The organism is Streptomyces sp. NPDC091972 (genome assembly GCF_044756385.1).
In the GTDB taxonomy this organism is placed as follows: Bacteria; Actinomycetota; Actinomycetes; order Streptomycetales; family Streptomycetaceae; genus Streptomyces.
The window spans coordinates 267595-283597 of record NZ_JBIVSV010000007.1 but is presented as its reverse complement, the minus strand read 5'-3'; the positions used below and the strand labels follow the sequence as shown (position 1 = coordinate 283597).

The 16003-nt window shown below is 73.1% G+C and carries 8 protein-coding genes; 6 read left to right on the top strand and 2 right to left on the bottom strand.

Annotated features, from left to right (window positions below):
• Positions 1-23: 23 nt before the first annotated feature.
• Positions 24-2705 carry a lysylphosphatidylglycerol synthase domain-containing protein gene (locus ACIQJT_RS22780; RefSeq protein WP_402646146.1) on the bottom strand — a complete coding sequence of 894 codons (2682 nt, stop codon included), beginning with the start codon at positions 2703-2705 and terminating at the stop codon, positions 24-26.
• Between the two features lie 186 nt (positions 2706-2891).
• On the opposite strand from ACIQJT_RS22780, the gene ACIQJT_RS22775 reads away from it, so the two are divergent.
• The 5 genes from ACIQJT_RS22775 to nudC all read left to right on the top strand — a co-directional run bounded on the left by ACIQJT_RS22775 (position 2892) and on the right by nudC (position 13154).
• Complete coding sequence (locus tag ACIQJT_RS22775; protein WP_053851720.1) at positions 2892-3278, top strand: MGMT family protein; 387 nt, start codon at positions 2892-2894, stop codon at positions 3276-3278.
• Between the two features lie 275 nt (positions 3279-3553).
• Positions 3554-6997 (top strand): ATP-dependent helicase, encoded by a 3444-nt coding sequence (locus ACIQJT_RS22770; protein WP_402646142.1) that lies wholly within the window; start codon positions 3554-3556, stop codon positions 6995-6997.
• A 110-nt stretch (positions 6998-7107) separates the two neighbouring features.
• Positions 7108-10641 carry a UvrD-helicase domain-containing protein gene (locus ACIQJT_RS22765; protein ID WP_402646139.1) on the top strand — a complete coding sequence of 1178 codons (3534 nt, stop codon included), beginning with the start codon at positions 7108-7110 and terminating at the stop codon, positions 10639-10641.
• A 10-nt stretch (positions 10642-10651) separates the two neighbouring features.
• Complete coding sequence (locus ACIQJT_RS22760) at positions 10652-12058, top strand: dipeptidase (protein WP_402646136.1); 1407 nt, start codon at positions 10652-10654, stop codon at positions 12056-12058.
• Between the two features lie 151 nt (positions 12059-12209).
• Positions 12210-13154 (top strand): NAD(+) diphosphatase, encoded by a 945-nt coding sequence (gene nudC, locus ACIQJT_RS22755; protein WP_365462898.1) that lies wholly within the window; start codon positions 12210-12212, stop codon positions 13152-13154.
• A 64-nt stretch (positions 13155-13218) separates the two neighbouring features.
• On the opposite strand, the gene ACIQJT_RS22750 is transcribed toward nudC, so the two are convergent.
• Entirely contained in the window at positions 13219-13461 is a 243-nt protein-coding gene (locus tag ACIQJT_RS22750; RefSeq protein ID WP_053851715.1) for a mycoredoxin, read from the bottom strand.
• A 182-nt stretch (positions 13462-13643) separates the two neighbouring features.
• On the opposite strand from ACIQJT_RS22750, the gene ACIQJT_RS22745 reads away from it, so the two are divergent.
• A complete protein-coding gene (locus ACIQJT_RS22745) occupies positions 13644-15839 on the top strand; it encodes an ATP-dependent DNA helicase UvrD2 (RefSeq protein WP_402646132.1) in 2196 nt (731 codons plus the stop codon).
• The last annotated feature ends 164 nt before the right edge of the window (positions 15840-16003 follow it).

Genomic DNA, 16003 nt, shown 5'->3' with positions numbered 1-16003 from the left:
TGCTCCGGCCGGGGCGGGACGGACTACAGGGCGCCCTTCCGCGACAACTGGTTGAAGGCCAGCCAGCCCGGCAGCACGGGCAGCCACAGCGTCAGCAGCCGGAACAGCAGAACGGCCGGTGCGGCGACCTCCTTGGGGAGCCCCACGGCGATCAGACCGACCGTCAGGGTGGCCTCCACGGCGCCCACACCACCCGGTGTCGGGGCCGCAGAGCCAAGCGCGTTGCCGGCGAGGAAGACGACGGCCACGCTGGCGATGCTGAGGGAGGTGCCCTCGTTGCCGAAGGCGCGGATGGACGCGTCCAGGCACATCACGAAGCAGGCCGTCAGCAGCAGCATGCCGCCGATGCCGGTGATCAGCTTCTGCGGCCGCTGGAGGACGTCCAGCATGCGCGGCACGACACCCGCGAACAGCGACCTCACGCGCGTGACGACGAACTTCCTGAGGAACGGCACCGAGGTGACCACGAGCACGAGCACGGCCACCGTCAGCAGACCGGCGATGACGGTCCGGGACGGCGACAGCGACGGCGTCTTCTCCGTACCGGTCAGGTAGCCGAAGGACAGCAGCATCAGGATGTGGCAGCCGAGCCCGAACAACTGCGAGGCCCCCACGCTCGCCACCGCGAGCCCCGGCCGCACGCCCTGGCGTTGCAGGAAGCGTGTGTTGAGCGCCACACCGCCGACCGCGGCCGGTGCGACGATCTTCACGAAGGAACCGGCGACCTGGGCCGCGACCGTCCGCAGGAACCCCACCCGCTCCGGCACGAAACCCAGCAGCGACATGGCGGCGGCGAAGTAGCTGCCCGCAGAGAACAGCACGGCCGCGGCGACCCAGCCCCACTCGGCGTTCTCGATGAGCGGCCCGAACTCGATGTGGGTGAGCTGCGTCAGCAGGAAGTACGCGCCGATGGCACCCGCGATGAAGCTGATCAGCGTGCGTGGCTTCACCCGCTCCAGACGGGCCGGCTCGACCGGCGCCTGCGGCCTGATCAGCAGCACCTGGTGGCGGATCTGTGTCAGCAGATCCTCCTCGCGCGCCTCCTCGATGGCCTCGTCGATGGCCCGCTTCTCCGCCCGGGCCTCCGCCTTGACGGTCTTCTTGTCGGGCTTCTCGAGGACGGGCCGGGCTTCCTCCGGCGCTTCCTCCAGCCGGGCCTGCTTGGCCTGCTGGGACGCCTCCAGGACGGCCTCGCGCTCGCGCTGGGCCCGCTCCCGGGCCAGTCTGCGCAGCGTCGCGCGCGTGGAGCGCGTCAGCGCGATGGGCTGGAGCATCGGCAGGCAGTCGGCCACGGCGTCGGGACCGAGGACGCTGACCGCCGAGGCCACCGCGCGTTCCGCGCCCGCGAGCAGTCCCAGAGTGGTGACGAGCTGGGCGACGTCCATGCGCAGCAGGAGGGTGCTGGCCGCGATCTCACCGCCGCGCAGATCGGTGAGGATCACCGCGCCGGAACGATCCACCAAGATCGCGTCACCGGCGAGCCTGCGGTGCGCGATGCGCCGCGACTGCAACGCCTGCACCTGCCGCCAGGTGTTGCGCAGCAGTTCGTCGGTGATCTCGTCCTCGTCCAGCGATTCGAGGGTGCGCCCGCCGGTGTGCTCGTAGACGAGCATCACGGCGTCGGGGCCGAGTTCGGAGGTGGCGATCAGCTTGGGCGCGTTGGCGCCGGCGGCGATCGCCGCGTAGGCGAGCAGTGCCTCCTGCTCCAGGGCCTGCCTGAGCGACTGGAGGCTGCTGCGGGTGGCGAAGCCGCGCAATGTGAGGTTGCGCCACACGCGGTAGAAGAAGCCCTGCGCCTGCTGCTCCCGGTCGACCACCGTCACGTCCAGCGGTGGGCCGTCCTCCAGGGTGACGAAGTAGCGCCGGCCGCGGTCGCCGTTCTCCGCGCTCTCCGGGGCCTCCTCGCGGGCCGCGCTGACCGGGCGGAAGCCGACGGTCCGCAGGCCCGCGATCAGCGTCTGCCCGGTGGGCCGGACATTGGGCGAGCCGACGGCGTACAGCGTGCCGTAGGCGACCGTCCAGCCGATCAGCACCGTCAGGATGATCGAGAAGGGGGTGGTGTAGCCGGTGACGAGCATCGAGAACGCGTCGAGCATCAGCACGATCCACAGCACGGCCCGCCAGCGCGGCCTGCGGGACATGCCGACGGCCGTCATATAGGCGATGACGGGCGCCAGATAGCCGTGCACCGGGTCGGTGAGGGCGTGGATGTCACCGGGGGAGGGCTGGGTGAGCGCCTCCTGGATCGAGTGCGGGGCGCCCTTGGCGACCCACAGGTCGGTGGCGAGCGTCACACCGTGGGCGAGGACCGCGGCGAGCACACCGTCGGCGATCCGCAGTCCGTCGCGCTTGATCAGCCGCTCGATCGCGAACGCGACCGGGACCAGGAGGATCGCGATGCTGGAGGCGAGACCGGCGATCTTGATGAGCAGGTCGGGCGCCTGCCCGGTGCCCTTGTTGATGTCCTGTTCGAGGCCCGAGGTGGTGCCGTGTGCGAACGCCGCGATCGCGAGCAGCACCACGACGGCCAGCACGCCGACCAGCAGCCGCATCAGGTCGGAGGGCCGGTGCACGCGCGCGGGGAGGAGCGGTTCGTCGCTCTCGACCGCGTCGGCGTGCACCTCTTCGGCGTCGGCGGTGCCGGGGCGCGACGAAGCGTCAGAGGTGCTCTCGGCGTCCTCCGGGTGCACACCCTGTGGCTTCATCGTCTCTTCTTGATCTCGTATCACCAGTCACCGCCCGCACGATGGTGGCATGCCCCACCGACACGCGGGGGTGTCAGGGTGCACATGCGGGGGCGCACAGTCTGCCGGAAGCGCCGTCCCCGGGCGAGCGATACGCACGGTCGCGGGCCCGTCACATTGTCGGTGGGGTGGTGCAGGATGGGGCGGATGAGCGAGCAGAGCCTTCCTCAGGACGCCCACCCGGAGTACGCGGACGCGCTGCCGGAGTACGCCGAGCGGGTCCTCGACGTGGCCGAACGCATCCCGCCGGGGCGCGTCATGACGTACGGCGACGTCGCCGAGTGGCTGGAGGAGGGCGGACCCCGCCAGGTCGGCCGGGTCATGGCGCTGTACGGCGGGGGCGTGCCGTGGTGGCGGGTGGTCCGCGCGGACGGCGTCCTGCTCCCGGGGCACGAACTGCGGGCGCTGGACCGGTACCGCGCCGAGGGCACGCCCCTGAAGGAGGCGAGCAGGGCCGCCGAGGGCCATCTGCCGCGCCTGGACATGAGACGGGCCCGCTGGGACGGCGGCGATCGGGCGGAGGGTCACACCTGACAGCTTCCGCCATCCCGCGGGCCGGGGAGCACCCTGAGGCCCGTACGGGGGAAACACGGCACGTCTGTGGCATGCCGTACGTTCGAGGGGTGTGGGACGTACGGGCCGCGAGCGTCTCGTGGGCCGCACGGGACGCCCGGGATGAAGCGGAAGCCCTGCTTCCGCACTCGGCGTCGGCGTAGCGTCGGCTGCACGCGTCCCCCTCACCCCCCGTCCACCGCCCTCCACGCGCGGCGGGCCGCCCGACAGCACACCCACCAGGACCGGCGAACCACGTGAGCTCCTCTTCCTCCACCAGGCGTCTGTCGCACTCCCAGGTGCGACAGGGGACCCGTGGCGCTTATCGACTGGTGCGTACCCCACCGGCTCGCGTGGATCCCCCTCGTCTGGACGCCGCACAGCGCGCCGTGGTTGAGCACGGGAGCGGTCCTTTGCTCGTTCTCGCAGGTCCGGGCACCGGGAAGACGACCACGCTCGTCGAGTCGGTGGCGTCACGAATCGCCCGTGGAGGGGACCCCGCGCGCGTGCTCGTGCTGACGTTCAGCCGCAAGGCGGCCGTCGAACTGCGCGACCGCATGGCGCTGCGCATAGGAGCGGCACGCGCCCCGCAGGCGACGACCTTCCACTCGTTCTGCTACGCCCTGGTCCGCGCCCACCAGGACAGCGACCTGTTCGTGGAGCCGCTGCGCCTGCTGTCCGGACCCGAGCAGGACGTCACCGTGCGCGAACTGCTCGCGGGCCAGCCCGACCTGGAACGGCTCGGCCTCGCGCACGTGCGCTGGCCGGACGAACTGCGCGCCTGCCTGACCACCCGCGGCTTCGCCGACGAGGTCCGCGCGGTCCTTGCCCGCAGCCGCGAACTGGGGCTCGGCCCCGCCGCCCTGGACGCCTTCGCCCGCCGTATCGGCCGTCCCGACTGGCGGGCCGCGGCCGCCTTCCTCGCCGAGTACCTCGACGTCCTCGACCTCCAAGGCGTCCTCGACTACGCCGAGCTCGTCCACCGCGCGGTGCTCCTGGCCCGCCGCCCGGAGGTCGCCGAGCGACTCGCCGCCCAGTACGACGCCGTGTTCGTCGACGAGTACCAGGACACCGACCCGGCCCAGGTACGGCTGCTGCACGCCCTGGCCGGCGGCGGCCGCACCCTCGTCGCCTTCGGCGACCCCGACCAGTCGATCTACGCCTTCCGGGGCGCGGACGTGAACGGCATCCTCGACTTCCCGTACGCATTCCCGCGCGCGGACGGCCGGCCGGCGCCCGTCGAGGTCCTGCGCACCTCCCGCCGCTCCGGCGCCGACCTGCTGGCCGCGACCCGCCTGGTGACCCAGCGCATGCCCCTGACCCGGCTGCCGGCGGAGAAGGTCCGCGCCCACCGCGAGCTCGCCCCGGTCCGCGAGGGCGGGCGCGTCGAGGTCTTCACCTACCCGACCCCCGGCACGGAGCTCGACAACATCGCGGACATCCTGCGCAGGGCCCATCTGGAGGACGGCGTTCCGTGGGGCGAGATGGCCGTCCTGGTCCGCGCGGGCTCCCGCACGATCCCGACGGTCCGCCGCGCGCTCACCGCGGCCGGCGTACCCCTCGACATCGACGGCGACGACCTGCCCCTGCGTCACGAACCGGCGGTGGCGCCGCTGCTGACGGCCCTGCGGGCGGTGGCGACGGCGGAGGCGGCGGGCAGTGCCGTACCGGCTGAGACGGCGGGGTCGGACGAGGCACGGCCTGAGGAGGACGCTGCTCCCGAGGAGCGGCCGCCGGACGACGAGGCCGCCTCTGCGGACGAGGCCCCTTCCGAGGAGCCGCCGTCGGACACGGTGGAAGCCTCCGCGGCACCGTCCGCGGAGACCTCCTGGCTCGACACCGAGACCGCCCTCACGCTCCTCGCCTCCCCCCTCGCCGGTATGGACGCCGCCGACCTGCGCCGCCTCGGGCGGGCCCTGCGGGACGAGGAGCGGGCCGCGGGCAACGCCCTGCCGCCGCCCTCCGACGTGCTGCTCGCGCGGGCCCTCGCCGAGCCGGAACGGCTGACCGTGCACGACCCCGCGTACGCGCGCGGAGCCCAGCGGATCGGCGCGCTCCTCAACAAGGCCCGTCAGCGCCTCGCGAACGGCGGCAGCGCCGAGGAGGCGCTGTGGGACCTGTGGGAGGGCACGCCGTGGCCCGGGCGCCTGGAGCGGGCCGCCCGGCGCGGCGGGGCCGCGGGGCGCAACGCGGACCGGGATCTCGACGCCGTGTGCGCGCTGTTCGCGACCGCCGCGCGCGCGGAGGAGCGCACCGGAGGCCGCGGCGCCCTGAACTTCCTGGAGGAGATCGACGCCGAGGACATCGCCGCCGACACCCTCACCCGGCGTGCCGTGCGCCCCGATGCCGTCCGTCTCATGACCGCGCACCGCTCCAAGGGCCTGGAGTGGCGGCTGGTCGTCGTGGCCGGCGTCCAGGAAGGCCTGTGGCCCGATCTGCGCCGCCGCGGCTCCCTCCTGGAGGCCGACCGCATCGGCCGCGACGGACTCGCCGAACCGCTCACCCCGGGCGCCCTGCTGGCCGAGGAGCGCCGTCTGTTCTACGTGGCCGCCACGCGTGCGCGTGAGCGACTCGTCGTCACCGCGGTGAAGGCGCCCGCCGACGACGGCGACCAGCCTTCCCGCTTCCTGACCGAACTCGGCGTCGAACCCAAAGACGTGACCGGCCGCCCGCGCCGCCCCCTCTCGGTCGCCGCCCTGGTCGCCGAGCTCCGCGCCACCGTCGTCGACCCGCGTGTCTCCGACACCCTGAGGGAGGCCGCCGCCCGCCGGCTGGCCCGGCTCGCCGCCCTCGCCGACGAGGACGGCCGCCCGCTCGTCCCCTCGGCCCACCCCTACCGCTGGTGGGGCATGTTCGAGCCGACCGAGTCCAAGGTGCCGCTGCGCAACCGCGACCAGCCCGTCGTGCTCTCCGGCAGCGCCCTCGACCAGCTCGCCAACACCTGTGCCCTCCAGTGGTTCCTGGGCCGTGAGGTGAAGGCCGACGCGCCCGCCACGGTCGCCCAGGGCTTCGGCAACGTCGTCCACGTCCTCGCCGACGAGGTCGCCTCCGGGCACACCCCGGCCGATCTCGACGTCCTCATGGAGCGCCTCGACTCCGTGTGGAACGCGCTCGCCTTCGACGCGCCCTGGAAGTCGGCGCAGGAGAAGGAGAACGCGCGCGTGGCGCTCGAACGCTTCCTGAAGTGGCACGTCATGGACCGCACCGGCCGCACACCGGTGGCCAGCGAGCACGACTTCGACGTCACCCTGGAGGCGGGCGACGTCGAGGTGCGCATCCGCGGCCAGATGGACCGCGTCGAGGCCGACGGCGAGGGACGCGCGTACGTCGTCGACTTCAAGACCGGCAAGCAGCCCGTGAGCTCCGCCGACGTGGAACGCCACCCCCAGCTCGCCGTCTACCAGCTCGCCGTCCGCGAGGGCGCCGTCGACGAGGCCTTCGACGGCGTACGGCCCGAGCCGGGCGGCGCCGAACTCGTCCAGCTGCGGCAGGGCGCCCCCAAGCGGGACGGCGGCGAGACCCTGCCCAAGGTCCAGGCGCAGGAGCCGCTGGAGGGGGAGTGGGTCGGTGACCTGCTCGCCACGGCGGCCGGCAAGGTCCTCGACGAACGGTTCACGCCGACCGCCGGCCAGCACTGCGCCCACTGCGCGTTCCGGGCCTCGTGCAGCGTCCGGCCGGAGGGACGGCACGTCGTGGAGTGAGGTGAGCATGCCGGTGTGACCAGTCGCACCACGTGTGCTGACCTGCGCATCTTCCGGAGCGGAGGGCGATTCGTCCTCCGCTGTCAGTGCGCGCCGCTAGCCTCTGCGACATGCCCGCCCGTATCACCGATCCCGATCAGCTCAAGGAGCTCCTCGGTATCCCGTTCACCCCCGAGCAGACGGCCTGCATCATCGCGCCGCCCGCCCCGCAGGTGATCGTGGCCGGTGCCGGCTCGGGCAAGACGACGGTGATGGCGGCCCGCGTGGTCTGGCTGGTCGGCACCGGTCAGGTCGCCCCCGAACAGGTCCTCGGCCTCACCTTCACCAACAAGGCGGCGGGTGAACTGGCCGAACGCGTCCGCAAGGCGCTCGTCAAGGCGGGCGTCACCGACCCCGACGTCATCGACCCGGACAACCCGCCGGGCGAACCTGTGATCTCCACCTACCACGCGTTCGCGGGCCGCCTGCTGACCGACCACGGCCTGCGCATCGGTCTCGAACCGACCTCCCGCCTCCTCGCCGACGCCACCCGCTTCCAGCTCGCCGCGCGCGTGCTGCGCGAGGCCCCCGGCCCCTACCCGGCCCTGACCCGCTCCTTCGCCGACCTGGTCAGCGACCTCCTCACCCTCGACGCCGAACTCGCCGAGCACCTGGTCCGCCCCGAGCAGGTGCGCGCCCACGACGCCGAGCTGCTGCTGACCCTCCAGGGCGCCAAGCTCACCAACGACGCCCTGCGCAAGGTCCCCGAGGCGGCCGCCGCCCGCCGTGAACTCGCCGACCTGGTCGTCCGCTACCGCGCCGCCAAACGCGAACGCGACCTGCTCGACTTCGGCGACCAGATCGCCCTGTCCGCACGCCTCGCGGGCATCCCCGAGGTGGGCCGCGTCCTGCGGGACGAGTTCAGGGTGGTGCTGCTCGACGAGTACCAGGACACCTCGGTCGCCCAGCGCGTCCTGCTCGCGGGGCTGTTCGGCGGGGGCACCGGGCACCCGGTCACCGCCGTGGGAGACCCCTGCCAGGCCATCTACGGCTGGCGGGGAGCCTCCGTCGCCAACCTCGACGACTTCCCCGAGCACTTCGCCCGCCCCGACGGCCGTCCCGCGACCCGCCAGTCCCTCAGCGAGAACCGCCGCAGCGGCGGCCGCCTCCTCGACCTCGCCAACGGCCTCGCCGAACCCCTGCGCGCCATGCACGCGGGCGTGGAGGCCCTCCGCCCGGCCCCCGGCGCCGAACGCGACGGCATGGTGCGCTGCGCCCTGCTGCCCACCCACGCCGAGGAGATGGACTGGCTCGCCGACTCCATCGCCCATCTCGTGCGGACCGGGAAGGCGCCCGGCGAGATCGCCGTCCTGTGCCGCACGGCGACCGACTTCGCCGAGATCCAGGGCGCCCTCGTCGAGCGGGACGTCCCCGTGGAGGTGGTCGGCCTCTCCGGCCTGCTGCACCTGCCCGAGGTCGCCGACCTGGTCGCCGTCTGCGAGGTCCTCCAGGACCCCGGCGCCAACGCCGCCCTGGTCCGCCTGCTGACCGGCCCCCGCTGGCGCATCGGCCCCCGCGACCTGGCCCTCCTCGGCCGCCGCGCCCGGCGTCTGGTGTCCCACACGCGCGTGGACGCCGGCGACGACCCCGACCGCCGGCTCGCCGAGGCCGTCGAGGGGGTCGACCCGGCCGAGGTGATATCGCTCGCCGACGCCTTGGAGACCTTCCTGGAGACGCCCCTCTACAGCGACGACGAGGACGACGACGGACTGCCCTTCTCACCGGACGCGCGCGTGCGGTTCGCGCGCCTGGCCGCCGAACTGCGCGATCTGCGCCGCTCGCTCGCCGACCCCCTGATGGACGTCCTGCACCGCGTCCTCGCCGTCACCGGCCTGGAGGTCGAACTGTCGGCGTCCCCGCACGCACTGGCCGCCCGCCGCCGCGAGACCCTCTCCAACTTCCTCGACATCGCCGCCTCCTTCGCGGCCGGGGACAACGAGGCGACCCTCCTCGCCTTCCTCGGCTTCCTGCGCACCGCCGCGCAGTACGAGAAGGGCCTCGACAACGCGCTGCCCGGCGGCGAGAACACCGTCAAGGTGCTCACCGCGCACAAGTCCAAGGGCCTGGAGTGGGACGTCGTCGCCGTCCCCGGCCTGGTCACCGGCACGTTCCCGAGCAGTCAGGGACGCGAGAAGTGGACCGCCCAGGGCAAGGTGCTGCCGCACGCGCTGCGCGGCGACAGCGACACCCTCCCCGACGTCGACTCCTGGGACGCGCGCGGCATGAAGGCCTTCCACGAGGCCATGAAGGACCACCAGCACACCGAGGAACTCCGCCTCGGCTACGTCACCTTCACCCGGCCCCGCTCCCTCCTGCTCGGCTCCGGCCACTGGTGGGGGCCCAGCCAGAAGAAGCCGCGGGGACCGTCCGACTTCCTTCGGGCCCTGCACGACCACTGCACGGCCGGTCACGGCGAGATCGAGGCGTGGGCCGACGAGCCCGCCGAGGACGAGGAGAACCCCGCCCTGCACAGCCGGACCGAGGACCAGGTCTGGCCCCTGCCGCTGGACGACAGGGCCCTCGCCCGGCGCCGGGCCGCCGCCCAGACGGTCCTGGACCACCTGGAGGCCCTCGCCGCCCACACGGACACCCACCCCGCGGCCGTGCACGACCCGGACAGCCACGACGACCCGGACTGGCCCCCACCGCCGGACGACGAGCCGCCGTACGCCGAGGAGCCGCCGTACCCCGAGGAGCCCCCCTACGAGGACGAGATCGCCGGGGAGGACGTCGCCGAGGACTGGGACACCTTCACCCCGGCCCGCCCGGCCGTCCCGCACCAGGCCAGGGCCCCGCAGCCGGCCACCCCGCCGGCCCGGCCCCACCCAGTTGAGCGGGAATCCCTCACCCCCGAGGAAGCCCGCGCCATCGCCTCCTGGGACCGCGACCTCGACGCCCTCACCGGCGAACTCCTGCGCGCCCGGGAAGCCGTCACCGACGTGCCCCTGCCCGCCTCGCTCACCGCGACCCAGGTGCTCCGCCTGGCCGCCGACCCCGACGGGCTCGCGCAGGAACTCGCGCGCCCCATGCCGCGCCCCCCGCAACCCGCCGCACGCCAGGGCACCCGCTTCCACGCCTGGGTGGAGGCCCGCTTCGAGGCCCTGACCCTGCCCATGCTGGAGCCGGACGACCTGCCCGGCGGCGACGCCGAGATCGCCGACGAACGCGACCTCGAAGCCCTCAAGGACGCCTTCGAACGCACCGAGTACGCCCACCGCACGCCCTACCGCCTGGAGACGCCCTTCCAGCTCGCCATCGCAGGCCGCGTGGTCCGGGGCCGTATCGACGCCGTGTACCGGGAGAGCGACGGGGACACCACGACGTACGAGATCGTCGACTGGAAGACCAGCCGCACCCGCACCGCCGACCCCCTCCAGCTCGCCGTGTACCGGCTGGCCTGGGCCGAGCGGCAGGGCGTGCCTGTGGAATCGGTCACGGCGGCGTTCCTGTACGTCCGCACCGGAGAGGTCGTGCGGCCCGGGAACCTGCCGGACCGGGCCGCCCTGGAGCGGCTGTTCACCCAGGGCCCGGCAGGGCGAGCCGACGGCTCCGGGCAAGCAAACTGTGAGGAACCGCCCAACGAGGATGTCGGTGCGGGCCGATAGGCTCATGACCATGAGCCAGACCCCGGCGGACAGCGCTGTCCGTACGTACATCGAGCAGCACCGCGCCGCCTTCCTCGACGACCTCGCCGCCTGGCTGCGCATCCCGTCCGTCTCGGCCCAGCCCGACCACGCACCCGATGTACGCCGCAGCGCCGACTGGCTCGCCGCCAAGCTCACCGAGACCGGCTTCCCCACCGCCGAGGTCTGGGAGACCCCGGGTGCGCCCGCCGTCTTCGCCGAGTGGCCCGCCGACGACCCCGCGGCGCCCACGGTCCTCGTCTACGGCCATCACGACGTCCAGCCCGCCGCCCGCGAGGACGGCTGGGACAGCGACCCCTTCGAGCCCGTCGTCCGCGGCAACCGCCTCTACGCGCGCGGGGCCGCCGACGACAAGGGCCAGGTCTTCTTCCACACCCTCGGCGTCCGCGCCCACCTCGCCGCCATCGGCCGCACCGCCCCGGCGGTGCACCTGAAGCTGCTCGTCGAGGGCGAGGAGGAGTCCGGCTCCCCGCACTTCCGCGCGCTGGTCGAGAAGCACGCGCGGCGGCTCACCGCCGACGCCGTGATCGTCTCCGACACCGGAATGTGGTCCGAGGACACCCCCACCGTGTGCACCGGCATGCGCGGCCTCGCCGAGTGCGAGATCCGGCTGTACGGACCCGACCAGGACATCCACTCCGGCTCGTTCGGCGGAGCCGTCCCCAACCCCGCCACGGCGGCCGCCCGCCTCGTCGCCGCCCTGCACGACGAGCACGCGCGCGTGGCGGTCCCCGGCTTCTACGACGACATCGTGGAGCTGACCGACCGTGAGCGCGAGCTCTTCGCCGAGCTGCCCTTCGACGAGGAGCAGTGGCTGCGCACCGCCAAGTCGCACGCCACCCACGGCGAGGCCGGACACACCACCCTGGAACGCGTCTGGGCCCGCCCCACCGCCGAGGTCAACGGCATCGGCGGCGGCTACCAGGGCCCCGGCAGCAAGACGATCGTCCCGTCCTCCGCCATGGTCAAGCTCTCCTTCCGGCTGGTCGCCGGCCAGGACCCCGGCCACATCGAGAAGGCCGTCCGCGACTGGGCCGCCGAACAGGTGCCCGCCGGGATCCGGCACGAGATCGTCTTCGCCGCCGCCACACGCCCGTGCCTGACCCCGCTGGACCACCCGGCCCTCCAGTCCGTCGTACGGGCCATGGGCCGCGCCTTCGGCAAGCCGGTCCGCTTCACCCGCGAGGGCGGCTCCGGCCCCGCCGCCGACCTCCAGGAGGTCCTCGGCGCACCCGTGCTGTTCCTCGGCATCTCCGTCCCCTCCGACGGCTGGCACGCACCGAACGAGAAGGTCGAGCTCGATCTGCTGCTCAAGGGCGTCGAGACCGCCGCGTACCTGTGGGGTGATCTCGCCGAGCACTGGAGCCACGCGCCCTGACCGCCTCGCGCCACCCGGACCGGCGACGCGCGCGGGGCACACTGAAAGGGCCGCCGCGCGAAGCCCCGCCGGACCGGCCGCCCCGCGCCGCACGTCCCGCCGAACCGCCCGCCGAAACAATCCGCTGCACCCGGGGGAGTTGGAAGCACCCGTGACCACCTGGACCGACCACACCGCCGACCGTCCCGTCTCGCTCACCGCCCCCAGCGGCATCGACCGCGCCGCGCACCACCGGCTCGACGAGGCCTGGCTCGCGGCGGCGTGGAGCCACCCCACCACCCGCTGCTTCGTGGTCTCCGGCGGTCAGGTCCTCATAGACGAGACGGCGGACGGCCGCACCGAACTCGTCATGACCCCGTCCTTCGAGGCCCCGCTCACCGAGGCGCACCGCTACTTCCTCGGCATCGACGAGGACGGCGTCCGCTACTTCGCCCTCCAGAAGGACGCCCTGCCGGGCCGCATCGACCAGTCGGCGCGCCCCGCCGGTCTGCGCGAGGCCGGCCTGCTGCTGTCCGCGCGCGACGCGGGCCTGATGGTGCACGCGGTCGGCCTGGAGAACTGGCAGCGCACCCACCGCTTCTGCTCCCGCTGCGGCGAGCGCACCGTCATCGCCGCGGCCGGCCACATCCGCCGCTGCCCCGCCTGCGGCGCCGAGCACTACCCGCGCACCGACCCCGCCGTGATCATGGCCGTCACCGACGACCAGGACCGCATCCTGCTCGGCCGCCAGGTGCACTGGCCCGAGGGCCGCTTCTCGACCCTGGCCGGCTTCGTCGAACCGGGCGAGTCCATCGAGCAGTCGGTGCGGCGCGAGGTCTTCGAGGAGGCCGGCATCACCGTCGGCCCGGTCGAGTACGTCGCCAGCCAGCCCTGGCCGTTCCCCTCCAGCCTGATGCTCGGTTTCATGGCCCGCGCCACCTCCACCGACATCGACGTCGACGGCGACGAGATCCACGAGGCCCGCTGGTTCTCCCGCGACGAACTCCAGACCGCCTTCGAGTCCGGCGAGGTCCTGCCGCCGTACGGCATCTCGATCGCGGCCCGCCTGATCGAGCTCTGGTACGGCAAGCCGCTGCCGACCAGGAGCTTCGTCTGAGAGGACGGCACACGAAAAGGCGGTTCCCGAACTTGCTCGGGAACCGCCTCGACGACCGCGGCGCTTACGCGCTGATCTTCTGCTTCACCTGCGCCAGCGACGGGTTCGTCAGCGTCGAACCGTCGGCGAAGAGCACGGTCGGCACGGTCTGGTTCCCGCCGTTCGCCTTCTCCACGAAGGCCGCGGACTCCGGGTCCTGCTCGATGTTGATCTCGGTGTACGCGATGCCCTCGCGGTCCAGCTGCTTCTTCAGCCGCTGGCAGTAACCGCACCAGGTGGTGCTGTACATCGTCACAGTGCCCTGCATGTCTCGCGCGCTCCTTCGGTGGCTCGGGGGAGAGGTCGTCCGATGGGGGAACGCATGCGACCGAGCCGCCATTCCCGTACCGGGGTGCCGGCCGGGTGACGCCTGCCGCATTAGTACGACTGCGGCTGCCCGCCTGTGGACAACCGGCTCGTCCGCCTCCGCCGACCTGGCAGCATGGCGGTGTGACAGCAGCAACGCACTCCACGCTCTTCCCGCGCACACCGGACTCGGCCGACGCGGTGCTCGAAGGGCTCGACCCCGAGCAGCGCGAGGTGGCCACCGCCCTGCACGGACCGGTGTGCGTGCTGGCGGGCGCCGGCACCGGCAAGACCCGGGCGATCACCCACCGCATCGCCTACGGGGTGCGGGCCGGAATCCTCCAGCCCTCCAGCGTGCTCGCCGTCACCTTCACCAACCGCGCCGCCGGGGAGATGCGCGGACGGCTGCGCCAGCTCGGCGCCACGGGCGTCCAGGCGCGCACGTTCCACTCGGCGGCCCTCCGGCAGCTCCAGTACTTCTGGCCGAAAGCAGTCGGTGGCTCCATGCCCCGGCTCGTCGACCGCAAGATCCAGCTCGTCGCCGACGCGGCCGCCGCCTGCCGCATCCGCCTCGACCGGGGCGAGCTGCGGGACGTCACCGGCGAGATCGAGTGGTCCAAGGTCACCCAGACCGTGCCGTCCGACTACGCCCTCGCAGCCGCGAAGGCCGGCCGGGAGACCCCGCGCGCCGCGGCCGAGATCGCCCAGCTCTACGCCGCCTACGAGGACCTCAAGCGGGACCGGGCCGTCATCGACTTCGAGGACGTCCTGCTGCTGACCGTCGCCATCCTCCAGGACCGGCACGACATCGCCGAACAGGTCCGTTCCCAGTACCAGCACTTCGTCGTCGACGAGTACCAGGACGTCAGCCCGCTCCAGCAGCGTCTGCTGGAGCTGTGGCTCGGGCAGCGCGACAGCCTGTGCGTCGTGGGCGACGCCAGCCAGACGATCTACTCGTTCACCGGCGCAACCCCCGACCACCTGCTCGACTTCCGCACCCGCCACCCCGGGGCCACCGTCGTCAAGCTGGTCCGCGACTACCGCTCCACCCCCCAGGTCGTCCATCTCGCCAACGGCCTGCTCGCCCAGGCCCGCGGCCGCGCCGCCGACCACCGGCTGGAACTGATCTCCCAGCGCCGGCCCGGCCCCGAGCCCGTCTACACCGAGTACACCGACGAGCCCGCCGAGGCCGAGGGCGCCGCCCGCCGCATCCGGGAACTCATGGACTCGGGCGTCCGGGCCAGCGAGATCGCCGTCCTGTTCCGCACCAATTCCCAGTCCGAGACCTACGAACAGGCCCTCGCCGACGCCGGGGTGCCCTACCAGCTCCGCGGCGCCGAGCGGTTCTTCGACCGGCCCGAGGTGCGCAGGGCCATCGTCAACCTCCGGGGCGCGGCCCGCTTCGGCGGCAACGACTCACAGCTGGACGACGCCGTCGACCTGCCCTCCCAGGTGCGTGCCGTCCTGTCGGGCGAGGGGTGGACCACGGAACCGCCGGCCGGCTCCGGGGCCGTCAGGGAACGCTGGGAGTCGCTGGCCGCCCTGGTGAACCTCGCGCAGGACTTCGCCGCCGCCCGCCCCGGCGTCACCCTGAACGACCTGGTGGCCGAACTCGACGAGCGGGCCGGCGCCCAGCACGCCCCGACCGTCGAGGGCGTCACCCTCGCCTCCCTGCACTCGGCCAAGGGCCTGGAGTGGGACGCGGTCTTCCTGGTCGGGGTGGCCGAGGGCATGATGCCGATCACCTACGCCAGGACCGACGAGCAGATCGAGGAGGAGCGCCGGCTCCTCTACGTCGGTGTCACCCGCGCCCGCGAGCGCCTCCACGTCTCCTGGTCGCTCTCCCGCTCGCCCGGCGGCAGGCCCAACCGCCGCCCCAGCCGCTTCCTCGACGGGCTGCGCCCCGGCTCCACCGCCACCACGGGGCGCACCGCGGGCGGCGGTCCCGGAGGCGTGGAGCGCGGCTTCACCAGCGCTGTCGGTGTCGCTCCCAGACGCACCCAGCGCACCCCGGCGCGCTGCCGGGTGTGCGGGCGCACGCTCACCGACGCGGGCGAGCTGAAGCTCATGCGTTGCGAGGACTGTCCCTCCGACATGGACGAGGGGCTCTATGAGCGGCTGCGCGAGTGGCGTGCCGTACAGGCGCAGCGCAGCGGACAGCCGGCCTTCTGCGTCTTCACGGACAAGACCCTGATGGCGATCGCCGAGGCGGTGCCCGACGACGAGCACGGGCTGGCGCGGATCCCGGGCGTCGGTCGGCGCAAGCTCAACCGCTACGGAGCGGATGTGCTGGCCATCTGCGCAGGCCAGGAGGTCACGGAAGAAGAGGACGAGGACTGATTCCAACTCGTCGAAAAAATAGTTTGCGCATGCCCCGGCAATCCCCATAGGTTCTTAGCCACGGGGACGGAGGCCTTCTCGGAGGCCCCGATTCCGTGTTCTACTTGCATTTCCGTCGGACAGCGGTTCGCGCCGCCGTCCCCGAAGACGCCGAGAGGAGGCGA